Source organism: Candidatus Poriferisodalis sp., from assembly GCF_965237655.1.
Classification (GTDB): domain Bacteria; phylum Actinomycetota; class Acidimicrobiia; order Acidimicrobiales; family Poriferisodalaceae; genus Poriferisodalis.
In genome coordinates this window covers 1,531,130-1,553,944 of the sequence record NZ_CBDEGB010000001.1, presented here as the reverse complement: position 1 = coordinate 1,553,944, position 22,815 = coordinate 1,531,130, and the positions used below count along the sequence as shown (strand labels likewise).

General features: G+C 65.7%; 15 protein-coding genes. 2 read left to right on the top strand and 13 right to left on the bottom strand.

Going from position 1 to position 22,815, the window contains the following annotated elements:
- Window position 1 precedes the first annotated feature (1 nt).
- The 9 genes from secA to manB all read right to left on the bottom strand — a co-directional run bounded on the left by secA (window position 2) and on the right by manB (window position 10,041).
- Complete coding sequence (gene secA / locus ACPXYO_RS07480; RefSeq protein WP_423918382.1) at window positions 2–2,794, bottom strand: preprotein translocase subunit SecA; 2,793 nt, start codon at window positions 2,792–2,794, stop codon at window positions 2–4.
- Window positions 2,795–2,847: 53 nt separating this feature from the next.
- Window positions 2,848–3,510 (bottom strand): ribosome hibernation-promoting factor, HPF/YfiA family, encoded by a 663-nt coding sequence (hpf, locus tag ACPXYO_RS07475; RefSeq protein WP_423918379.1) that lies wholly within the window; start codon window positions 3,508–3,510, stop codon window positions 2,848–2,850.
- Window position 3,511: 1 nt separating this feature from the next.
- Window positions 3,512–4,183, bottom strand: coding sequence for a ComF family protein (locus tag ACPXYO_RS07470; RefSeq protein ID WP_423918376.1), 672 nt, complete (start codon window positions 4,181–4,183; stop codon window positions 3,512–3,514).
- Between the two features lie 50 nt (window positions 4,184–4,233).
- The gene (gene ahcY, locus ACPXYO_RS07465) at window positions 4,234–5,688 is read right to left on the bottom strand and encodes an adenosylhomocysteinase (protein WP_423918374.1); all 1,455 of its coding nucleotides are present in this window, start codon (window positions 5,686–5,688) and stop codon (window positions 4,234–4,236) included.
- On the bottom strand, window positions 5,685–6,230 hold the full coding sequence (locus ACPXYO_RS07460) for a hypothetical protein (RefSeq protein ID WP_423918371.1): 546 nt from the start codon (window positions 6,228–6,230) through the stop codon (window positions 5,685–5,687). Before ACPXYO_RS07460 ends, ahcY begins: the two co-directional genes overlap by 4 nt.
- A gap of 45 nt (window positions 6,231–6,275) precedes the next feature.
- Window positions 6,276–7,184 carry a DNA-methyltransferase gene (locus ACPXYO_RS07455; RefSeq protein ID WP_423918369.1) on the bottom strand — a complete coding sequence of 303 codons (909 nt, stop codon included), beginning with the start codon at window positions 7,182–7,184 and terminating at the stop codon, window positions 6,276–6,278.
- Window positions 7,185–7,245: 61 nt separating this feature from the next.
- Complete coding sequence (locus ACPXYO_RS07450; RefSeq protein ID WP_423918366.1) at window positions 7,246–8,337, bottom strand: SIS domain-containing protein; 1,092 nt, start codon at window positions 8,335–8,337, stop codon at window positions 7,246–7,248.
- A 46-nt stretch (window positions 8,338–8,383) separates the two neighbouring features.
- Window positions 8,384–8,620, bottom strand: a complete 237-nt coding sequence (locus ACPXYO_RS07445) for a Trm112 family protein (RefSeq protein ID WP_423918363.1) — start codon at window positions 8,618–8,620, stop codon at window positions 8,384–8,386.
- A gap of 62 nt (window positions 8,621–8,682) precedes the next feature.
- Entirely contained in the window at window positions 8,683–10,041 is a 1,359-nt protein-coding gene (manB, locus tag ACPXYO_RS07440; RefSeq protein ID WP_423918360.1) for a phosphomannomutase/phosphoglucomutase, read from the bottom strand.
- Window positions 10,042–10,256: 215 nt separating this feature from the next.
- On the opposite strand from manB, the gene ACPXYO_RS07435 reads away from it, so the two are divergent.
- Entirely contained in the window at window positions 10,257–11,867 is a 1,611-nt protein-coding gene (locus ACPXYO_RS07435; RefSeq protein WP_423918357.1) for a KamA family radical SAM protein, read from the top strand.
- A gap of 5 nt (window positions 11,868–11,872) precedes the next feature.
- Here the strand turns inward: ACPXYO_RS07435 and ACPXYO_RS07430 are convergent, their stop codons facing one another.
- Window positions 11,873–15,238: a glycosyltransferase gene (locus ACPXYO_RS07430; RefSeq protein WP_423918354.1), complete on the bottom strand. Its 3,366-nt coding sequence runs from the start codon at window positions 15,236–15,238 to the stop codon at window positions 11,873–11,875.
- 101 nt (window positions 15,239–15,339) lie between these two features.
- On the opposite strand from ACPXYO_RS07430, the gene ftsH reads away from it, so the two are divergent.
- A complete protein-coding gene (gene ftsH / locus ACPXYO_RS07425; RefSeq protein ID WP_423918352.1) occupies window positions 15,340–17,427 on the top strand; it encodes an ATP-dependent zinc metalloprotease FtsH in 2,088 nt (695 codons plus the stop codon).
- Here ftsH and ACPXYO_RS07420 read toward each other — a convergent pair.
- Genes ACPXYO_RS07420 through ACPXYO_RS07410 form a run of 3 tightly spaced genes read right to left on the bottom strand, consistent with a single transcriptional unit; the run spans window position 17,424 to window position 22,799 of the window.
- Window positions 17,424–17,867 (bottom strand): thioredoxin family protein, encoded by a 444-nt coding sequence (locus tag ACPXYO_RS07420; protein ID WP_423918349.1) that lies wholly within the window; start codon window positions 17,865–17,867, stop codon window positions 17,424–17,426. The genes ftsH and ACPXYO_RS07420 overlap by 4 nt on opposite strands.
- Before the next feature lie 7 nt (window positions 17,868–17,874).
- Window positions 17,875–19,566: a hypothetical protein gene (locus tag ACPXYO_RS07415; RefSeq protein WP_423918346.1), complete on the bottom strand. Its 1,692-nt coding sequence runs from the start codon at window positions 19,564–19,566 to the stop codon at window positions 17,875–17,877.
- Window positions 19,563–22,799, bottom strand: a complete 3,237-nt coding sequence (locus ACPXYO_RS07410; RefSeq protein WP_423918343.1) for a hypothetical protein — start codon at window positions 22,797–22,799, stop codon at window positions 19,563–19,565. The genes ACPXYO_RS07415 and ACPXYO_RS07410 overlap by 4 nt, the downstream gene beginning before the upstream one ends.
- Between the last annotated feature and the right edge of the window lie 16 nt (window positions 22,800–22,815).

Below are 22,815 nucleotides of genomic sequence, written 5' to 3'. Positions count from 1 at the left end.
CTCAGCGGCCGTGGCAGTGCTTGAACTTGCGGCCCGAACCGCAATGGCACGGATCGTTGCGGCCCAGCTTCTCCTCGGCTGACTTGACCACGGTGCCTGTCGAAGCTGCAGCAATGCGTCGCGACTGCGACGGACCACCGGGACCGCGCGGCGCTGAGGCTGCAGCCCCACCAGATGGTGCGCCGTTGCCAGCACCGACAGTCGACGGCGTCAGATCCGGCGCGGTGTACTGCACATCTGTGGCCCCAGCAGCACCGTCGGCTGGCCTCGAGGGCACAGGCCCCGTTGTCGACGTTGATCCGGCGGCGGCCTCCGGCGATGTGACCTGCACGTGCATCACGTAGGTAACGAAGTCGCGGTAGACCCGCTCGAGCAGGCTGGCGAACATGTCGAAGCCCTCTCGCTGCCACTCCGCCACGGGGTCCTTCTGGCCGATCCCGCGCAGGTGAATGCCCTCGCGCAGATGATCCATGTCTGCGAGGTGCTCCCGCCAGCGCTGGTCGATGAGACGCAGCAGCACTTGCCGCTCCACCTCGCGCATCGCTTCGGATCCGATCTCGGCCTCTCGTGCGGTGTAGTGGTGCTCGCCGTCGGTGGACACCAGCTCGACCGCATCGGCGACCCCCCAGTCCCGCTGAGGTTCGCCCGACAACTCGGCAACCGTGAGCTCGGTTGGCCAGTAGGTGCCGATCGTGGCCAGCAGCCCGTCGAGATCCCACTCGGAAACGACATCGCCTGTGCAGTGATCCAGCACTGCTGCTTCGGCGGCGTCGTGCAGATAGCCGAGCGACTCGGCGCGCAGATCGTCGCCACCGAGGATCTGCTCCCGCCGCGCATAGATCACCTTGCGCTGCTCGTTCATCACCTCGTCGTACTTGAGGACGTTCTTGCGGACCTCGGCGTTCTTCTGCTCGACAGTGTTCTGCGCCCGCTCGATGGCCTTGGTGACCATCTTCGCCTCAAGCGGCACGTCGTCGGGCAACGTGCGATCCATCACCCAGTTCACCGCTCCGGTGGCGAACAGGCGCATCAAGTCGTCCTCCAGAGAGAGGTAGAAACGGCTCGCTCCCGGATCGCCCTGCCGCCCCGAACGGCCTCGCAGCTGATTGTCGATGCGCCGTGACTCATGGCGCTCGGTTCCCAGCACGTAGAGGCCGCCCAGCTTGCGCACCTCGTCGCCTTCCGCCCGGCACTCGGGCTCGTAGCGCTCGACACGGGCTGACAGCTCCGCTGCGTTCTCCGGCTCGTCCGGATCGAGCTTCTCGCGCAGCAGGTCGCGGCGCGCCAGACCCTCAGGGTTGCCGCCGAGCAGGATGTCGACGCCGCGGCCGGCCATGTTCGTGGCCACGGTGACCGAGCCCAGCCGACCCGCCTGGGCGATGATCTCAGCTTCGCGCGTGTGCTCCTTGGCGTTGAGCACGCTGTGGTCGATGCCCCTGCGATCGAGCGCGGCTGCCAGCTTCTCGGAGTTCTCCACGCTGACGGTGCCGACAAGAGTCGGCTGGCCCGCGCCGATGCGCTCAACGAGGTCGTCGACGACGGCCTCCAGCTTGGCCGCCTCGGTCTTGTAGATGAGATCGCCCTGGTCGTCCCGCACCACGGGAAGGTGGGTCGGCACCGGGACGACGTCAAGTCCGTAGGTGTTGCTGAACTCGGCGGCTTCAGTGGCGGCCGTGCCCGTCATGCCGGCGAGCTTGTTGTAGAGGCGGAAGTAGTTCTGCAGCGTGATGGTGGCGAGCGTCTGGTTTTCCTCTTTGATCGCTACCCCCTCCCTAGCCTCGACTGCCTGGTGGAGGCCCTCGCTCCAGCGCCGCCCTTCAAGGATGCGGCCCGTGAACTCGTCGACGATCTTCACCTCGCCATGAGAGACGAGATAGTCCTTGTCGCGCCGGTAGAGCTCCTTGGCCCGCAGTGCGGCGTTCATCTGGTGAACCAGGTTGGCCGAGACCTCGTCGTACAGGTTGTCGATGTTGAGCGCCCGCTCGACCTTGGTGATGCCCGGCTCGAGCACTGCCACGTTGCGCTTGTCTTCTTCGACCTCGTAGTCGACGTCGCGGATCATCGTCGCGGCGATACGAGCGAACTGCTGGTAGAGCTTGGCGGCGTCCGCAACCCGGCCGCTGATGATGAGCGGCGTCCGCGCCTCGTCGATGAGGATCGAGTCGACCTCGTCGACGATGCAGTAGTTGTGGCCGCGCTGGACTTGGACGCTGCGATTCGGCGCCATGTTGTCTCGCAGATAGTCGAAGCCGAACTCGTTGTTGGTGCCGTAGGTGATGTCGGCGGCGTACTGGCGACGCTTGTGCGCAGCGTCGTAGGGGCCGGGCACCACGAGCCCCACCTCCATACCCAGGAAGCGGTGGATGCGGCCCATCCACTCGGCGTCGCGGGCGGCCAGGTAGTCGTTCACGGTGACGATGTGGACGCCCTTGCCACTCAGCGCATTGAGGTACACCGGCAGGGTCGAGACGAGCGTCTTTCCCTCGCCGGTGCGCATCTCGGCCACCCAGCCGAAATGCAGCGCCGCCCCGCCGATGAGCTGCACGTCGTAGTGGCGCTGGCCGATGACACGGCGCGCCGCCTCGCGCATGACCGCGAAGGCATCGACGAGGACGTCGTTGAGGTCGGCGCCGCGGTCGAGCTCAGCGCGAAACTCGCCCGTGCGAGCCCGCAACTCGTCATCGGAGAGCCGCTCCACCTCTGGCTCGACGGCGTTGATCTCGGGAGCCAACTCCTCCAGCAGGCGCAGCTTCTTGCCTTCCCCGGCACGGAGCACACGCTGAAACAGAGCCACGAGCGCAGGCTACCGCTGGCCCCCAGCACCAGAGCCGAGGATTAAAGAAAGGTTCAGGCGTCGATCTCGATGAGCCCAGCGTCTCCGTCCGAGCGCAGGTACACCACGCTCGGCTTGTCGCTGTCGACATTCACGAACAGGAAGAAATCGTGGTCGAGCAGCTGCATCCGGGCGACCGCTTCGGCGGGATCCATCAACTCCAGCTCGAACGTCTTGCGGCGCACGATACGCGGGACCCATTCAGGGTCGTCGATGTCCGCCGCCTGCTCGGGAGCCACAGCACCGTTGACCAGTTCGTTGTCGAGGCGAGCCAGCGGATGGTGGACCTCATCGCGTCGCAGGTTCGGGCGCCGGCGCCGTACGACACGAGTCTTGAGCTTGCGCAACTGCTTGCCGAGCTTGCCGACTGCGAGGTCGACCGCCTGGTGCTGGTCAACGCCGGACACTGAGGCGCGCACACGGTGTCCGTGCCCGAGCAGTGTGACCTCCACCTGCTCACGCTCGGCGATGCGCGGGTTTTTCTCCTCCCGGAACACCACCTCGGCCCGATCCAGATCACCGACGAATCTGTCCAGCGCCCCGATCTTCCGCTCCACCGCAGCCCGCACATCGTCGGGAACCTGAACTTTGCGACCCGTGATGATGATCTGCATTGCCTCGGCTTTCTGGGCAGCGGCCCGGTGAGACGTTCCTGCCCGAAGTGAAGGGATTGCCATGTTAGGCAACAGACGCGGCACCGTCGTGACCCCGCCGAGCACACGCTGCCACGTGCACGGAGGCTGCGCGCGCATCCAACAACGCAGCGGTCGCGGCGCGCAGCGTCGCCCCGGTGGTGAGCACGTCATCGACAAGCAGAATCCGGCGCCCCGCGACACGAACGCGTGCATTGAAACGGGGACCGTGGAGACGTTCGGTCCTGCTGGCGCCCGACTGTGCTCTCGTGCCGATCCGCCGCAACAACCGCGCCGGGCGCACACGCAACGCCTTGGCGGTTGTTCTCGCCAGCGTCTCAGCCTGGTCAAAGCCGCGCGAGCGGCGGTGAGCTGCCGTCGTCGGCGCCCAGGTGACTGTGTCGATGCGCGCCGCCAGAGCCGGAGCTATGTCGATGCGCGCCGCCAGAGCCGCCGCTGTGTTGATCGACCCCTGTGACGGCGCTGCGAGGTGTGCGAGGGCGAGCGATTCTCCGAGCCATCGTGCGATGGCTCGCTCGCCCCGGTACTTGAGCGCATGGATGAACTCGCGACCGACGCCATCGTGCGAGAAGAGCAGGGCGACCGATTCAGCACCTGGTACCGACGCCGGTTCGGGATCGCTCAGTGCCCCGATGCACTCAGCGCACGGGCACCATCCCAATGTGTGGCAGCCAGGACAGCGCACTTCGAACAGCATGACGCGGACCGTAGGTGCGCGGCCGCCCGGTGCTGAAGCGAATTTGGGCGTCAGTAGCGGTAGCGGTCTGCCTTGTAGGGGCCCTCAGGGTCGAGGCCGAGGTAGGAGGCCTGCTCTGAGGTCAGGCGGGTGAGCTTGGCCCCGAGCTTGTCGAGGTGCAGGCGCGCCACCTCCTCGTCGAGGTGCTTGGGCAGCACGTGGACGTCCGCTTCGAGCTCTTCTGCGTGTGCGTGCAGTTCGAGCTGAGCGAGCACCTGATTGGTGAAGCTCATCGACATCACAAAGCTCGGATGTCCGGTCGCACAGCCGAGGTTCACCAGACGGCCTTCGGCCAGCACGACTACCGAATTCCCGCCCGGGAACACGAATTCGTCGACCTGCGGCTTGATCGAACGTCGCTGGACATCGGACATCGCAGCCAGGCCCGCCATGTCGATCTCGTTGTCGAAATGCCCGATGTTGGCGACGACGGCCTGGTGCTTCATGCGCGACATGTGCTCGGCGGAAATGATGTCGCGGTTGCCGGTGGCAGTGACGTAGATGCCAGCAATGTCCAGCACATTCTCGAGGCGGTCAACTTCGAAGCCCTCCATGGCGGCCTGCAACGCGTTGATCGGATCGATCTCCGAGACGATGACCCGGCAGCCTTGGCCCCGCAGCGCCTGCGCGCACCCTTTGCCCACATCGCCGTAGCCCGCCACGAACGCCACCTTCCCACCCAGCATCACGTCGGTGGCCCGGTTGATGCCGTCGATCAGGGAGTGGCGGCAGCCGTAGAGGTTGTCGAACTTGGACTTCGTCACCGAGTCGTTGACGCTGTAGGCAGGGAAGGTCAGCTCTCCCCGCGCTGCCATGTCGTAGAGCCGGTTCACGCCGGTCGTCGTCTCCTCAGAGACCCCGCGGATTCCTGCCGCAATCTCGGTCCACAGGCCCGGCTGCGTCTGCTGGAACTCGGCGAGCAAATCGTGCACGGCCGCCTCGTCGGGCGACGCTGCATCCGGGCCGTCGACCGCGAGGTCGGGCACGCCGCCGTCGCCCTCATAGCGAGCGCCGAGGTGGACCATCAAGGTGGCATCGCCGCCATCGTCGACGATCAATGTGGGCCCGGGCCCGTCCGGCCAATGCAGCGCGCGGTAGTTGCAGTGCCAATACTCGGGCAGCCTCTCGCCCTTCCATGCGAAGACCGGCACGCCTCGTGGCTCGTCCGGCGTCCCGCCTCGCCCGACAACGACGGCCGCCGCGGCCTCGTCCTGGGTCGAGAAGATGTTGCAGGACGCCCAGCGCACCTGTGCACCGAGGTCAACCAGGGTTTCGATGAGCACGGCGGTCTGCACGGTCATGTGCAGCGAGCCGGTGATGCGGGCCCCCAGCAGGGGCTGCGCATCGAAGTGCTGGGCGCGCAGGGCCATAAGGCCGGGCATCTCGGTCTCTGCCAGTTCGATCTGCAGTCGGCCCGCTGCCGCGAGGCTGAGATCAGCAACCTCGAAGTCATCGATTGGCGTCATTGCGTTCGGCGCAGATTGCGCAGAAGGACGGTGACATCTTCGAGCGAGCCACCACAGGCACGTAGCCATGGCGGCTCCTCTCCCGGGACGACTGGCAGCCAATCTGTTTCCGCCGCGCCCCTTCCGGTGTGTTGACCCATACGCCCAATTACGTGCTCACGAAGCACCGTCTTGGGGATCACCCATCCGTGAATGCCGTGGGGAGACAGGCCCAATGCGAAGAGGAACTCATAGTTCTGATCTCGGATCTGCTGGAAGCGATACTCGCCGTTCTGCCAACGGGTGGAGAACTTGATTTCGAACCGTCGACCCTCAACCAGCCGGTCGGCCTCGCTGTCGCCTGAGCGCACCACATCCAGGCCGAGGTCCTCACACCAGGCCGCGACGAGCTTCTCTCCGATGGCGCCGACAGTCCTGGACTTCTTGGTTCGGATCCAACCGAAGGGGCTGGCCGACCACTCATCGTCTGCGCTTCGATACAGGCCGTGGATTTCCTCAGCTATCTCCGCGAACCGCCGAGATAGCGCATCATCGAGACTCATTATCGACACTCCGTGCTCATCGAATTCCAATTCCGAGTTAGAGACTTAGAACAGCGTCCCGGCTGAGATGTCATCATCCGCTCCCGACGTGATCGGATTACCCGCTTCGTCGATCCACTCGGTGCCGCTGCCATGCAAGCGACGCCGCATGACTTCGATTGCCTCAGGGTTGTCGTCGATGAGCACGAAACGGCGCCCAAGTTGCTGCGCGACCGCGCCCGTCGTGCCTGAACCCGCAAAAAAATCAAGTACGCGTTCGCCAGGGCGCGATGAAGCTGACAGCACGCGGCGCAGGATGCCTTCTGGCTTCTGAGTCGCATAGCCCGTGCGCTCACTGCTGTTTGTGGGAACGATCGTGTGCCACCAAACGTCCGTCGGCAACTTGCCGCGTGCTGCCTTCTCCTTCGTCACCAAGCCGGGCGCCATGTACGGGATGCGCTCGATTGCGTCCTGATCGAAGAAATAGGTCTCCGGATCGCGTACGTACACGAGGATGGTGTCATGCTTGGCCGCCCAGCGACGCTTGGAGCGACCTCCGTAGTCATAGGCCCAGATGATCTCGTTGAGGAAACACTCGCGGCCGAAGATCTCGTCGAACAAGATCTTGCAATAGTGAGCCTCTCGATAGTCGATGTGGAAGTAGATCGTTCCTTCCGGCGTCAGCAGACGGTGAGCTTGTTCGACACGCTCGGAGATAAACACCAGGTAGTCGTCAAAGCTGTCGGCGAATGAAGTCGAAGCTCTGTTCACCGATGCGTAGCGACGACCGCCAAACCCGGTGCGGTCCCCGGTCTCGTCGCGCACGACCGAGATCGATGTGCGTCGCTGCTCGCGGCCGCTATTGAAGGGAGGATCTACGTAGATGAGCGGAAATGAGGCGTCTGGCAACTTTGGCAGCACCTCGGCATTGTCTCCATAGACGACCCAATTGAGATCACGTTCAAGATTGAGCATCAACAGTCCTTCTGCAGTGTCTGCACCGACGACGCAGATTCGTACGAAGCGACATTGCCCTTCAGATGCCGCTGGATGCAAGGTAGGTCTTGAGTTCAGTGAGCAGCGGGATAGGGCCGGGGTCGCGCCGGGCTGCTGCGGCGATCCGCAGGCTCAGGACATCGACTTGGTAGATGAGGTCGAACAGCTGCGCCATGGCGCCATCGCCGCCGGCGCGCAACTCTGCGTAGGGCACAGCGACGCGGGCGCCGTCCAGCACGCGGCGGGTGAAGTCGTAGCGGCGCCGGATCTGAGGGTGTTCGAAATCGTGCCGCAGCGCGATCACCGCCAGAGGCGAGCCATCAATGAGACGACCTGCCTGGTCCCATCCGGCCAACTCGTTGTGGCACAGATCGGGCATCGCGCTGGCATACGCCGGGATCTTGACGTTCTCGTTGATCTGGGCCTTGGCTCGGCCCGCGGCGACGTCCCCCAGCGCGCCGCCGCCGTAGAAGACCGGCAGCATCTCGCCGTTGCCGATCGCGCTGATGAGCTCGTCAAGCGAATCGACCTCAGCGCCGGTGCTGTCCTGGCGCGCACGCAGCTGAGCAACGGTCGCGCCGACCCAGCCGGCGACACCCGACAGCAGACCAGCACGTTCGAGCGCCACGAGGGGCGCGACCGAAATGGCGCCGACCGCCGCTCTCGGCATCGGGATGCTGCTGTCTACTTCATAGAGCGGCGCACCCCAGTGGCGGGCCAGCTCGGCCAGCTGGCCGCCTGAGGTGACTGCGACAATTGAGGCGCCGGCGTCACGCGCGGCCGTGGCCGCTTCGAGGGTCTCTTCAGTGTTGCCGCTGAATGAGAGCGCTATCGCCAGCGTCTGTGGACCGACGAACGCAGGACACTCGTACCTCTTGACAACGGTCACCGGCACACGCATCTGCGGCGCCGCGAGCGCCGAGGTGATGTCCCCGGCGACCCCCGAACCTCCCATGCCCATGGCGACGACATTGGTGATCGGGTCGCCCCCTGCTGGGCCCACCACCTCCTCGGCCGCGGCTAGCGCTGCTTCGAGCTGCGCCGGCAATTTCTCGGTGGCGGCCGCCATCCCCATCGAGTCGATGCCGGTTCGGTCATGCCCCGTCGACTGAGACCCTGCTGACTGACTCATGGCAAGAGCCTCCTGGCGCCGGAAGCTGACCAGTGTGCGTCGTGGGTCACTGTTCAAATGTCGGACTGAGTTCACCGCTCGTGATGCGAGCGCCCAGCGCTGCGGCGGTGGCCGGATCTGCGTCGGAACCCTCGTTGATCAGCAACACGGGAATGCCGTTGTCGATGGAGTAGGTCCGCCCCAAGCGCGGGTTGTAGAGCAGATCCTGCTCCGCCACGAAGTAGAGCGGTCCCTTGTCCTGCGGGCATGCCAGGATTTCTGACAAGGCCGGATCAAGTCCCATGTGTACCTCTTGGACGCGGCCGGAGCCAGCCGTCCGACGTCGGTTGCGGATCCACGTGGCGATCATGCCAGCAGCGCCCTGATTTCGCTCACTCGTTCTGCGACAGCTTCGGCGTCGGGCGCTTCGAGATTCAGCCGGAGCAACGGCTCGGTATTGGACGGCCGCAAGTTGAACCACCAGTCGCCTGCGTCGACGGTGAGACCATCGAGGTGGTCCTGGGAGTATCTGGTGAAGCGCGCCGATACCCGGCGAAGCACTTCGTCAATATCGGCAACACGAGTGTTGATCTCGCCTGAGGACGCATACCGGTCCAAGGGCGCAAGCAGCTCCGACAACGGCACTGCTGCGGTGCTCAGCTGTTCGAGCGCGACCAGCGCAGCGATCAGACCGGAGTCGGCACGGTAGTTGTCGGCGAAGTAGTAGTGGCCGCTGTGCTCACCACCGAAGGCGGCCCCAGTGCGCGCCATTTCTGCCTTGATGAAGCTGTGACCCACCCGGGTGCGCAGTGGCTGGCCGCCCGCTTCAGCGATCGCCTCGGGCACGGCGCGGGAGCAGATCAGGTTGTAGAGAATCGGCCCCGGACCGCAGCGGCGCAGCATGGCTTGCGCGACCAGAGCGGTGAGCAGCGATCCGCTCACCGCGCCGCCGCGTTCGTCGGTGAGAAAGACCCGGTCCGCATCGCCATCGAACGCGAGGCCGACATCGGCCCCAACCTCCAGCACGCGCTTGCTGAGATCGACGAGGTTCTCGGGCCGGATCGGGTCGGCCGGGTGGTTGGGAAAGGTGCCGTCGAGCTCGCCGTACATCAGCTCCCACTCGAACGGCAGCGGCCCGAAGACCGCCGGCAGCACGTGGCCCCCCATGCCGTTGGCCGTGTCCGCCACCACTCGCAAGGGGGCAAGCGACTCGACGTCGACGAACGATCGGACATGGATTGCGAACGTGTCGAGCAGGTCACGCGAGTGGCGCCAGCCCCCGCCGGCAGTCGACGTAGCACCCTGTGCTGCCCGCTGAGCAATGTCGGCGAGACCGCTGTTGGCACCTACCGGTGCAGCGCCGGGTCCGCACAGCTTGATGCCGTTGTAGGCGGCCGGATTGTGCGATGCCGTCAGCATTGCTCCTGGCAGGTCCAGGTGGCCCGAAGCGAAATAGAGCAGATCCGTCGAAGCCAGCCCGATGTCGATGACGTCGACCCCGGCTGCCTGGGCACCGCTGGCGAACGCATCGGCCAACGAGACACCGCTCGGACGCATGTCCCGCCCCAGGACAAGCTGCGTCGCACCCGACCACTCAGCGAAGGCGTAGCCGATGCCACGCGCTGCCGACGGACCCAGCTCGTCGGGACAAATGCCACGTATGTCATATGCCTTGACGATGCCCGCCAAGACATCGGCTGGCACCGGATCAATGCGTCCCGCCATATCGCTTGCAGAGCCTAAGCGGCGCGTCCCGAAGTGCTCTCTACGACCGTTGCGAGGCCTCCGAATCTGCCGGTTTCTGTGGGGATGCAGACCTGAGTTGACGTGGCTTTCTCCCCCTTCGAACAGCACATTTCCGCGCAGCGGCGCGCGGCCGTTTTCTGCAACCCCCTTGCAATTTGCACGCCCACCTACCTAGGGTGGGAGCAGAGAGTGGGATGCGAACCTGTCTGAAGCAAGCGGACGAGGCGATGATGAAGAGTAAATACCAGGCAACAAATCGTGAACAATTGGTACTTGACAAGGTCGAGAATCCTAGGTACGACCGTCAGATTGTCAATGGTCTTGACCCCTTTATGAGTGGCTCTGCGCCTGAAGATTTCCAAAATTTCTACACGGCACAAGAACTCGATGATTTACGCCAATTACGCGACACTGAACGCGATGTTGAAACACGAATGCCGGTCAAAATTACCCGGCACTACTTCGAAATGGCGAAGTCCAGTTCCGCACTGAAAAAACTCGTCAAGGCATCCGCGGACGAGACTGCGGATCTTGAAGGTGATCCTGACCCCGCTAATCAACTTGATTACAGCCCTATCGAAGGTCTGTTGCATAAGTATGAAATGGGCTTGCTGTATGTTATTTCGACGTGCTCAGCACATTGCAGATTCTGCTATCGCGAGGAATTGATTGGGCGTAAAGAGATTGAGCGCTCTGACGGCACGGTCAAGAAGAAGGGCCTTGCACATGTGGGCGAAATCACCGACTACATCCGGGCACACAATGCCGCTGTCGCAGCAAACGGAGGGACGCATCCGGAGACCGGTCGGCCCAAATTGCGCGAGATCCTCCTGTCAGGCGGCGACCCCATGGTGCTGCCGAATTCCAAGCTGGCAGCGTGGTTTACAGCCTTGGCGGAAGCAGGCACCGAGGTCATCCGGATCGGAACCAAGGAGCTGGCGTTCTATCCGGATCGTTTCGACGAGGCCTTCTTCTCGATGATCGATCGCTTCCACGACGTCTACCCCGATGTCTCGATGCGATTCATGATCCACTTCAACCACCCCGACGAGTTCTTGATGAAGGACTCCGACGGGCAGTACATCAGTGACGACAAGGGCTTCTTGCAATGGCGTCCCAACACACGGCGTGCGGTCGATGAGCTCGTAGGACGCGGCTGGATCAGCGTGGAGAATCAGACGCCGATCATCGCGGGCGTCAACAACGATGCGAGTGCACTGCGAACCCTGCAACGAACGCTCAAGAGTGTCGGAGTCGAGAACCACTATTTCTTCTGCGGACGCAACATCGTCGCCTACAAGGCTTTCAACGTGCCCATCGAGACGGCGTGGGCGCTCCTCAACGAATCCCAACGCGGATTGTCCGGGGTGGAGTCTCACGCCCGGCTCACGATCGTGCACTACAAGGGCAAGACAGAGGTCTCCGCAGTGACCGGCGGCCCGATCGCCGGTCTGCGGGGCGCCGAAGACGGCGTCGTGATCTTCAAGGTGTTGCGCAACCCAGCTCACGCTCCCGACCGGGGCAAAGTCACGATCGTCGGTCGCAACCCAGAGGCCTTGTGGTTCGATGACTACGAAGACCGGGTGCTTGTTGATGAAGCCGGTCTGTTCAGCCAGCAGCGACCGAGCGGTGTTGCCGCCCCGCGCTCCCGATCACGACACCACCCGACGCCCAAGAAGGGTCTGACACCCGGCCAAGCACGGCCGGCGCCGCTCATGGCCGTCGTCGCCAGCAACGAGCGCAGGGCGCACCCGAAGAGTCCGGCCGGCGAACCAGCACCAGCGCTACGCGACGCCGGGGCCTAACCACCTCACGCCGGCGTTTCAGCCGGGAGCGTGTAAGCCCCCAACGCGCCATACGCGCCATACGCGCCGGCCGCTGCCCGGTGGCGGATGCGCCAGATGTCGGCGATCACCCTCAGCGATTGAGAGGTCAGCCGGACCGTCGTGTCGGCTGAGTGATCCACGACTACAGGCACCTCAGTGGCCGTCAGTTCGAAGTGTTCGACGAGATACAGCACTTCCACGTCGAAAGCGAACCCGTCGATGACGGAGCGGCTGAAGATCTGCCGTGCTGCGGTCGCCGTAAAGCCCTTGAAGCCGCACTGCGTGTCTCGGTAGCGGCGCAACAGCACCAAGCGAGTGAAGACATTGAACATCCGGCTCGCGAGTGCCCTCATGGGCGGTGCCGGACTGATGGTGCGTGCCTCGGCGTGGCGGCGGTTGCCGAGCGCCACGTCAGCACCTCCCTCAAGCGCATCGATGAGGAAACTGAGCTGGCCAGGCGGGTAGGCCAAGTCCACATCGGTGAACAGACGCAGTCGCCCGCTCGCAGCGAGCATTCCCATGCGCACGGCTGCGCCCTTTCCGCGGTTCGCCTCCGACGACACCACCACATCGGCACCGGCTCGCCGGGCCGCCTCCGCTGTGCCGTCGGTCGAGCCGTCGTCCACCACCACGATCTCGAGTCGACCGTCCAGGGCTTCGTTGCGCAGGAAGGCAGCGCTGATCTCCGTCACCGCCGCTCCGACGAGGTGTGCAGCTTGGTAGGCCGGCAGCACGACAGACACCTCGGGTGCTTCGTCGAGGATTTCAGCGATCTCGCCGGCAATTGGTACAGCCGTAACGCTGGGTTCGGTCCCGCTGCCAGCGGGCTTCGGCTCGTCCAGCGGGGGCATCCACGGATCCCGGTGACGCGATCCAAGCGAGCGGCGGCGGTCGAACCGTACCGGGGGCCGCACTGCGACGACCGCCAGCGCGATCGCCCCGAGCACTGTTGCCAGCCAGGCGAGGTATTCGACGGCCGTGGCGCCATAGGTGAGCTCAACGTGCTCGTCGGTGGGAATCACCACCATCCAGTTGGGCGTCACGCGGTAGGGCCCGTCGGCGCCGCGTGCGGACCAGTTCGGAAAGTAGGACACCTTCACCAGCACTGGAACACCGGGCTGGTCCACCGAGAACGACAGCCAGTCCCGCCCAGTGTCGATGTCGCTGACCTGCACCGGCGGCAGCGCGCGCCGCGGTGCTGCGCTGAACCTCGCCAGAGAACCCGGCGCACCGCCGTCGCCGTCGGGCGGCGGCAGCAGCGCCACCCGGGACCAATGCTCCGGCCCTTGTGCCGCGATCGGCACATCCCACGCCTCTGGGTCGTTCCACCAGATCGCGGCCGGGTCGGTCCAGGCTCGCCCGGCTTGGGACACATCGGTGGCAACTGCAGGCTCGAAGGACAGCGGAGATACCACGTCGCTGTCTGCGACGAGGTAGATCGACCATGGGCCTGCCGAAGTGATGTGCTGCAAGCCAGCGGATTGATTTGCCGCTGCGGTCGCCTCGGAGCTGAACGATGCGTAGTACCGAATGCCCGACATCTGCAGGTGCGGAACTCCCAGCGCGAAGTCCAGGGCGTTGTAGGGAAGGCCGCGCATCGGACGCGATGGTGAGGCCGACATCTCCGACTGCATGAGGAAATGGAACGGCACCGTCGGTGACGATTCGAAATAGAGACCCTCCATCGACGCGATGCAGCCGTCGGTCCAGTGCGGCAGCAGCATCGGGGCCATCGGCGTGCCGTATGCACCCACGATCTCGCGGTCGTACTCCCACAGCAGACGCCCGCAGCCGCGCCGATCGCCGACATCGCTCATCGCGGTGATGAACTCGTAGTACTCGGGGTACGACGGTCGCCCCTCGTAGCCGCGGAAGTTCCAGCGCGCCCAGCCCGAGACGAAATTGCGGTCCTCTGCAGACACCGTGAGCGGACCCCAGCGGTAGGCCCCGCTGGCATCGAGCCTGCCGCCCGGAGCGTCGCCGAAGCGCAGTGCCAGCAGGCACACCGCCGCCACCAATGCGGCGACCGGCACCAGCATGCGCACCCAGCGCGCCGCCGGGACCAGCTGCTCGCCGCCGGGGTGGGGATGGTCCGAGTCCCTGCGAGTCAGCCCTTCGATGACGAGCCAGAGGCCTATCGCTGCCAGCAGGTACAACGCCAAGTACCAGAAGGGCAGGATGCGCGCGTTCCACAGCCGGTGCTGAGGCCAATGGACAAATGCGAGGGCCATCGTGATGGCGATGGCCGTCCACATCAACGCTGGGCGGTACCAGCGCGCCAAACCGACCGCAGCGCCGATGCCTGCGAGCACGAGCAGCCAGGTGATGTTGTGATGGGCTCCGTCGCCGCTGATCTCGTCTGCAAAGAACAGGTGCTCTCGTACGGAGGTGAGTCGCTCCCAGCCCATGTCATTCAAGAACGTCCGGCGGGCCGCGAACGGCACCGTCCAAAACGCCGACAGGAGCCCGCCGATGACGCCGATGGCGAGTGCATGGGTCGCCCGCCGCCATTCGAGCACTACCAGCACCATGACGGCCGCAGCCGGTACGGCCAGCCGAGGCAGCGCAGCGTCGGTGAGATTCCACACAGCGGCCCACAACACGATCGCAGCGATCGACGAGCCCATTGCCCGAACTCGGCCGATGCGATCGGGCAGCGCATGCAGGCTGCGCACTGCGACCATCAAGATGCTTGCCGTGACGGCGAACGCCAGCGGGATGGGGTGGCACAGAGCCACGAACGCCAGGGCCACGCTTGCCCGTGCGCGCCCGGTACCCCGCTCGAGCGAGCGCCAGAGCATGCCCAGGTAGACAAGCGTCGCCGACAATGCGATCGAGAACGCGAATTCCCCCGCCAGCGTCGACGCGGCGTTCCCGCCATAAATCGTGAAGTTCACGTCGAAGACGAACAGCAACAGGGCTACCGCAGCCAGTACCCGCAGCGGACGTGCCCAGCCCGCCAGCAATCCCATCAGCCATGCGGCGGCAGGCATCGAGACGACACCGCTGATCGCAATGAGCTTGAACGCCACGCCGAAGGGCAACACCACATCTGCTGCCACGATCATCAGGTACGGCAGCACCATGTAGAACTGCATGGCCGGCATGCCCGCGTACCACTCCGGTGTCCAGCCGCGCAGCGAACCCGCTGGCAGGAGCTCATCGCGCAGGAACGCCGGGCCCCAGACGTGAGCGCCCATGTCCCCACCGGTGGGCGTCGCCACCGACAGGACCCCGCCAGGGTCAAGCCACACAACAACGGCCGTGCAGCTCGCCAGGACCACTGCCGCTTCGATCCACGCCGGCAGCACCGCCCCTGCGCGCGAGGGGCGCATGGTCAGTGCGGCCACCCGCGCAGGTTAGTGGTCTGGCCTGCGACCATCGTCAGCGCTGTGGGTCCGGTGGTGCCGCGCGGCTACTGGTAGCCGGAGCGCCGCCATAACATGAACCCATGGCTTCTGAGGTTCCCTCGGGCGAGCGGCACTCCCGCGCGCGCAAGCCGCGCGCCAGCGAGCCCTCCGACGCGCCGGCCGACGACGACTCGAACGAGCGCTCCCGCCCCGAAAGCCCGTCTTCATCAGGATCCGGCGTTCGCCGGCGTAGCGAACGCTGGCCCCGCTGGTCGATCTGGCTGCTCGCCATCGTGCTGCTTTCGGTGATGTTCCTGCCGGGCATCCTGGGGAACGACGACAGCGAGCCCATCGACTACAGCGCTCTCATCGCTGAGGTGTCCGAGGGGAACGTCAACAGTGTCACCGTCACCAACGGCACCGGCGAGATCACCGGCGAGTTCGTCAACGGCACCACGTTCTCCTCCGAGGGGCCTGTCGAACTCCCCGAAACCGATCTCGCCTTGCTGAGAGAACGTGGCGTCGCCATCGAGTTCCACACCGACAGGCCCAACCTCCTCGTCAGCCTGCTGCCGTTCCTGCTGCCATTCGGCCTGATCTTCCTGCTCTTTTGGTGGATGCAGCGGCGTGCACAGGGGCAGATGTCGGGGATCATGTCGATCGGCCGCAGCAAGGCCAAGACCTACACCACGGAACGTCCGTCGACGAAGTTCGACGACGTCGCCGGCTATGAGGGCGTCAAGCAGGAGATCACCGAGGTGGTCGACTTCCTGAGCGCGCCCGAACGCTTCACCGCCATCGGTGCCAAGGTTCCCAAGGGCGTGCTGCTGGTGGGCCCGCCAGGCACCGGCAAGACGCTCATTGCCCGCGCTGTGGCCGGAGAAGCCGGTGTGCCGTTCCTGTCGGTCACCGGCTCGGACTTCATGGAGATGTTCGTGGGCGTCGGTGCCAGCCGCGTGCGCGACCTGTTCCAGAACGCCCGCAAGCTCGGGCGGGCGATCATCTTCATCGACGAGATCGACTCGATCGGCCGCAAGCGAGGCGCCGGGCTTGGCGGCGGACACGACGAGCGTGAGCAGACGCTCAACCAGATGCTGGCCGAAATGGACGGCTTCGAAGAGAGCGGCGGCATCGTGATGATGGCCGCAACCAACCGGCCCGACATCCTGGATCCCGCGCTGCTGCGGCCGGGTCGGTTCGACCGCCAAGTCGTGGTGCCACTGCCGGAGTACTCCGAACGGCTGGCCATCTTGGCGGTGCATTCCAAGGACAAGAAGACCGACGACGACGTACAGTTCGACACCCTGGCGAAGGGCACTCCCGGCATGAGCGGCGCCGACCTGGCCAACTTGGTCAACGAGGCTGCCCTGCACGCGGTCCGGCGGGAATCGGAAACGATTGCCCAGCTAGATTTTGAAGCGGCGCGGGACCGGGTGCTGATGGGCCAACGTCGCGAGTCGGTGGCGCTGACGGAGCACGAGCGGGAAGTCACCGCCTATCACGAAGGCGGGCACGCGCTCATTGCCACGCTGTTCCCGCATGCCGACCCCGTCCACAAGGTGACGATCCTGCCGACCGGACAGGCGCTCGGCGTCACCATGCAGCTGCCCGAGGAGCGCCACGCTTACAGCCAGAACTACATCGAGGACCGGCTGGCAGTGCTCTTCGGCGGACGCATGGCCGAGGAAACCGTCTTCGGCGTGACCTCGACTGGAGCGGCCAACGACCTGGTTCAAGGCACAGAGTTGGCTCGCAAGATGGTCTCGGAGTGGGGCATGAGCGACCGGGTGGGACCGATGGCCTGGGGATCGCACGCGCAAGTGTTCCTCGGCGAGGATCTCGTCTCGGGGCGCGACTACTCCGACGAGACCGCCCGGGTCATCGACGAGGAAGTCGAGCGGATCCTGCGGACCCAGCAAGATCGGGCTCGCCGCGCGCTCGTCGAGAACCGCCCGGCGCTGAACCGGATCGCCGCCGCCCTGCTCGAACACGAGACCATCACGGGCAAACAGATCGTGGCGCTCGTTGCCGATCGGGATCCCGACGAGACCGCCGCGGCTGGCAATGGGCAACTCGACGCCCCCGAGGGGTCCGACACGGACGACCCCCTCGTGACAGACGATGCGCAGGACGCGCCGACGATTCCCCTCATCGAGCAAGCTGCTCCCCCGCCGCAGGTGGCCGACTAGCCCGCTGACGAGCCCTGCGGGGGATCGGAGCGGCGCACAACCTGTGCGAGCGCCGCGGTCAGCCCAGACAGATCAACACGGCCGACCCAGCCGTCGATGACCTGACCGTCAGCGTCGGTGACCACCGTCGTGGGCACGGTGTCGATGCCGTGCTGGCGATGCAGCTCCCGTTCAGCCCCGAATGGCACTTCGGCGACCGGCAGCCCAGCGCCGGCGGGTCCCCGGATGACAGCCAGCGCTGCTGCACAGGTGCGGCATGTCTCCTCGGTAAAGACCACCAGTGCCGGGCCGGAGGTGATGCCCACCGCCGTGAGATCTACGGCCGCGGGCAATTCCGATCTCGTCACTGATGTGGCCGCTGCGCCTCGGCGGCGCTGGGCCAGATAGGCCACCGCGAGCGCGACGACGACCAACACCGCAGCAATGGCGAGACGCTCCATCAGCGCTTCACCACCTCAGCGGATGGGCCACGCTCAAGCCGACGCTGCCGATCCGTGATTGCCACAGCAACACTGCGAACGGCGTGTCGGACGCCAGGAGGCGGGTCGTGCCGCTGCCGAGCCGGTGCGTGACCACACCCGATGCTGGCACGTCGATGACGGCGACCGTCTCACGGTTCAGCGTTCCGACCACGACCCGGCGGTCGCTGCCCCCTTCGACTGCTGGATCAGCGTCGGGGTCAGCGCTTTGGGCGGCAGTGGCCAGCGGATCGACCATGATCGTCAGAAACGCCTCAGCGCCGGGTTCGGGCCCGACGACGACCAGCCATCGATCGCTCGTCTGGACGATGCCGGGCACGAATGCCAAACCCGACTGCGCCCTCAGCACGGGCGGGCGGATCTCGACCACGGCCTCTGCGTCAGCATCGTCAGATTCAGGGTCGCCGGTCTGCGTGCCGGCCGAAGCCGATTCGTCGGTCTGGGCGACCACCGTCGAAGACTCGCCGCCGGAAAGCTCGGAGACAGACTCGGCGGCAGCGTCGACACGATCTGAGGCAAGCGCGATGTCGGTCAGCGGGCTCGCTGCAGTGCCGACCAGCGTCTCCGCCCACACGACGATAGGAACATCGTTCTGCGAGACAACGGAGACTCCGAATGGGAGGCCGGGCGGGGCGAGGAGCGTGTCGAGTCCAGGTGCCAGTTCGCCAGGCGCGGAGATCGTCAACTCCGTGACATCGTGCGATGCCACCGCGAAGGCCACACGGTCACCCGCTAAGCCCTCAGCCACCACCGATGCGGCGACTTCCGCGACCTCATCGGAGGGATTGAAGACCCGTACCCACAGGTGTGTTCCATCGTCGATACCGGCCACCGGCACGAGCCAGCGTCCGCCGAGGTTCACCGAAGCCAGCTCCGCAGCAAATCCACGCCGGCCGATGCTCCCGTCGTAGGCCACGAAGGAATCGACCGCGACGCGACCTGTGCGGGCCCGCACCGATGCAGCCACTACATCCCTGCGACGTGCATGTTCGCCGACATCGACGACAACCGTGCTCCACGCGGGTACCACCATCCCGGTCAGCGCTGGTGCGACGAACGGTCCGAATTCCGCCTCCGAGGCAAATGTGACGTCGACGATTGCGTCCCGCGGCAGTGGATTCATGATTGCGAGCAGTCCCAGCGCATCGGCCTGGGTGTCTCCGACCGGGATGTACCAGTTCGGGGCCAGCACGCTTGAACAGCGAGCCTCGTCCACCCCGTGCGGCGACACGAATCTCCGCGTCACTGCCAGACCGCCCGAGGAGGCCTCCACCAGCGCCCCGATGACCTCGTCACGCGCATAGTCGGAGGTGTTCACGACTCCGGTGCTCTGCGGTGCAACTTCAGCCATCACGAATTGGCGGCCCGTCGTACGGCCGCGCAGCTCGACTGACACCGATGCCGTTGCACCGGTCATGTTCGTGAGCAGCACCTCTGTGGTTGTCTCGCCGAATCCCCGAACCGGGTCCCTCATGCCGACGACCGGGCAGAACCAGCTCGACGTCAATGCGTCAGGTGGCGGTACCACGACTCGCGTCAGCGCCTCACGCCCGTCGACCGCGGCCGTCGGCGGGTCCTGATCGATGCGCGCGTCGATCACCAAGGCCGCGGCGATCAGCAGCGGGATCACCAGCCGCGGCAGCCAGCGGATGATCCTCATCGTCGTACCAACCGCTTCAAGGAGGCAGTCACGCGATCGGCGAGCGGCGTGGGTTGGCCGATCGCAACCCAGACCATCGCCAACCAGATCAGCGCTTGAGCCGCCGTCCGGTTAGAGACGGCAGCCGAACGCTCATAGCTCAGCTCAGCCTGCCCAGCGTGGGGAGGATCGAACCGCATCGCCCAACCCAGCGCCGGAGTCGGCTCCGTCCGTGTGTCCCCGATCTGGAGATACCAGCCCGGGTCGTAGGACTCAGCCACCAGTACAGGTCCGGCGCCCACAGACCCGAATTGGCTCGTGGCCGACCGGTAGTCGGTGAGCACCCCGATGCCGTCGCTCAAATCGCTCACCACGAGGTCGACCGGATCAGTGGCGAAGCTGGCCGGGATCGGCTGTTCGAACTGCGAACGCGAGGACCACCACGCCTCGTTGCGGAACACCTGCACCGATGGATCCGCCGCCAGGGGACGCAGATCGATCTGGGAGGCGAGTGCCTCAGAGATAGCCGATGACACCGGTCGGTCCCAACCATCGGAGTACGACGGGCCTGAGCGCTCCACCACCACCACGTACCTGATGCCGAACGACCCCAGCAGCCTCCCCAACCGCAGCGTGTCGCCCGCCAGCCCGATCCGAACAGCTTCAAGCAAGCGCTCGGTGCCGGGTGCCTGCGGAGTCGCCCACGAGTGCCTCACGTCGGGGTACCCCCGCACCGAAGTTCCCGCCGCAAGTCCCTCCACGCCGAGATCGGTGCCACGCAACGGCAAGACCTCTGGAGCGCCGATCCAAAGGACTCGGTAGTCGGGTCCGACATCCCGGTCGTCGACCAGTCCCAACGGCACTCGGTGGTCGAAACCCGGAGCTGACCAATTGCCGTCGACCGATGCCCACACCGTAGGGAGCACCATGGCCCCGACAGCGATGCCGCACAGCAAGACCATCGCACTGCGAATCCGGGGCGGCGTGTCGCCGTCGTCGGCTGCGAGCGCCGCCGGTCCCGACGTCGCCGCCCAACACAGACCCACGGCCCCCAGCGCCAGCGACACCTCCGCCAGCGAGTGTCCCAACAACGTCTCGCCCACCAGGACGTCGGCCCATCCTGCGACGATGGCCCATGCAAGGGCGAAGCCGGCGAGCCCTACCAGCCAGCCGCGCACCGCCCACCACAACCGAGCGCCGCGTGCGACCAGGAGGGGCACAGCTGCAGCAGCCACCAGCCCCCAGTTGAGCGGCAACTCGCCGAGCGGACCGGTCTGGAATCGCAGCAGCTCAGGCAGCGATGATGGCGTCGAGGCCGTGCGATTGCCGAGTGAGGCATCGAAGTAGGCCTGCAATGAGCCGAACTCGATCAGCCAGGGAAGGTGCGCAACGAAAGCGAGCGCCACTGCGCCGACAACCTGCAGCAATCCGGCAAGCGGTGTACCGATCGGCTCGCGGCTCGCCGTTCGCCTCATCAACTCCACAACGGCGAGGGCCAACGCCGCAGCCAGGGCCAGCACGACGATGAACGGCTCGAAGGCCGCTGCCACGGCGAGGAGCAACCCAAGCGATGCCACCCTGGCCGAGGTGCCGCGCCGGCTTCCGTCGCGGGGGCCCCGAGCGGGGGACGCGCCGATCAGCCGGCTCACGAGCAACACAACTACCGGTGCAGTCCCGTAGGCCAGCAACACGTCCCAGCGACCGCCGGCGAACGCGTTGTACGGCAGCGGGCAGGCGGCGTACAGCACCAGTGCGACCAACCTGCCATTGCGGCTCGGTGAGGACGCGCACAGTCTCCAGATGCCGACAAGGCCGGCCAGGACCAGGCCCCAGACGGCGATACCTCTCAACAGTCCTGTGGCACCCAGCGCGACGGTCCCGCCGAGGCCCAGCAGGCCCATTGCCGGATGGCCGATGCCCGCGGCACCGACACCGCTGTCGCGCCAACCGTCGAGATACGCCCCGAGCATCGTGCCGGCGTCGGCGAACGCTGAGAACTGACCGTATGCGGGGATGCCTCCCCGCAGCAGGTGGCGGGAGCCGAAGACAATGGAGCCGAGCACGAGCAGCCAGACCACCCACACCGATCGGTGGGCGTTACGTCGCCATGTGCCCAAGATGCTCTCGTCGATGGTGGTTCGTGCAGCCAGACCTCCTTCGGGACTCAGGCGGTATCGGAGCCAGTCGGCGACTCGCACTGAACCGCCCTGCTGCAATCGACGCAGATCGGCGTCGCGTACCCGCCGGTAACGCTTGGCGGCACCTCGCAGCGCGAATGTGCCTCCCACATGGCGCACGTTCCACACCCAGGCCAGTGTCACATCGGCGGCCTGAGCGAACCTCCCGCGCAGCGCCGAAAACAGCACCTCACCCGCTGCGAGCAAGGCTGCGAGCGCCGCAGCCGGCAGCAGGTGCACCCACCCGTAGCACTTGAACAGGGTGCGAAGCCGAGCACGGTGGTCGTGCTGGCGCACCGAGGGACCGTGCGCAACGCGTGCGGGTCCGGGCCCCAGCAGCCCGGTTGCGGCCGGTACGACACGGACGCGAGCACCGGACAGCTGAATCCGCCAGCACAAGTCGACGACGGCGCCGTCGCCTTCGAGAGCAGGATCGAACCCGCCGACGATACGGAAGTAGTCCTCACGCACCAGGAGGGCTTCGGTTGGCGCCACGAACAGATCGCGGGCCTCGTCATGCTGCTGTTGATCCAGCTCGCCTTCGCCGGCGACGGGAATTCGAACGCCGAGACGGTCTGCTGTGCCGCCCAGATCGCGCAGCGTCACGGCGTCGTCGGCGTCCAGCAGCTTGGGGCCGGCGATGCCGACGATTCTGCCTGGGGCATTCTCGGCGTCTTCAATCAGGGTGCTGATGGCGTCGGCTGCCAGCGCGACGCGATCGGACAAGAACAGGAGATAGTCCGCTCCGCGCACCAGCGACGCGCCCCGATTGTTGACTGCTCCCGTGCGCTGGCGGTGCGGGCCGCGGCTGCGATTCCGTCGTGACGACACTCGATTTGCGACAGCGGCGGTTGGGAACGCTTCCTGAACACGGCGGCCCTGTGCGCCCTCCGCATCGCACAGCACCAGCACGGCGAGCCGCGGATAGTCCTGCGCAGCCAATGCGCGCAAGGTGGCCTCGGTGTCGGACCATCGCGATCCCATCGTGACGATGGCTGCTACCGCCGGTGGAGGTGCCAGGACTGCCGGACCCACGGCGCCCTCGGACGACAGTCCGGTGGAGACGGGCGAAGTCATGGCGATGTCACGTTTC

Bases quoted from the DNA above. Each gene is read 5' to 3' on its own strand.
- hpf (WP_423918379.1), bottom strand. From the start codon at position 3,510: ATGGCAATCCCTTCACTTCGGGCAGGAACGTCTCACCGGGCCGCTGCC.
- ACPXYO_RS07470 (WP_423918376.1), bottom strand. From the start codon at position 4,183: ATGCTGTTCGAAGTGCGCTGTCCTGGCTGCCACACATTGGGATGGTGC.
- ahcY (WP_423918374.1), bottom strand. From the start codon at position 5,688: ATGACGCCAATCGATGACTTCGAGGTTGCTGATCTCAGCCTCGCGGCA.
- ACPXYO_RS07460 (WP_423918371.1), bottom strand. From the start codon at position 6,230: ATGAGTCTCGATGATGCGCTATCTCGGCGGTTCGCGGAGATAGCTGAG.
- ACPXYO_RS07455 (WP_423918369.1), bottom strand. From the start codon at position 7,184: ATGCTCAATCTTGAACGTGATCTCAATTGGGTCGTCTATGGAGACAAT.
- ACPXYO_RS07450 (WP_423918366.1), bottom strand. From the start codon at position 8,337: ATGAGTCAGTCAGCAGGGTCTCAGTCGACGGGGCATGACCGAACCGGC.
- ACPXYO_RS07445 (WP_423918363.1), bottom strand. From the start codon at position 8,620: ATGGGACTTGATCCGGCCTTGTCAGAAATCCTGGCATGCCCGCAGGAC.
- manB (WP_423918360.1), bottom strand. From the start codon at position 10,041: ATGGCGGGACGCATTGATCCGGTGCCAGCCGATGTCTTGGCGGGCATC.
- ACPXYO_RS07435 (WP_423918357.1), top strand. From the start codon at position 10,257: ATGCGAACCTGTCTGAAGCAAGCGGACGAGGCGATGATGAAGAGTAAA.
- ftsH (WP_423918352.1), top strand. From the start codon at position 15,340: ATGGCTTCTGAGGTTCCCTCGGGCGAGCGGCACTCCCGCGCGCGCAAG.
- ACPXYO_RS07420 (WP_423918349.1), bottom strand. From the start codon at position 17,867: ATGGAGCGTCTCGCCATTGCTGCGGTGTTGGTCGTCGTCGCGCTCGCG.
- ACPXYO_RS07415 (WP_423918346.1), bottom strand. From the start codon at position 19,566: ATGAGGATCATCCGCTGGCTGCCGCGGCTGGTGATCCCGCTGCTGATC.
- ACPXYO_RS07410 (WP_423918343.1), bottom strand. From the start codon at position 22,799: ATGACTTCGCCCGTCTCCACCGGACTGTCGTCCGAGGGCGCCGTGGGT.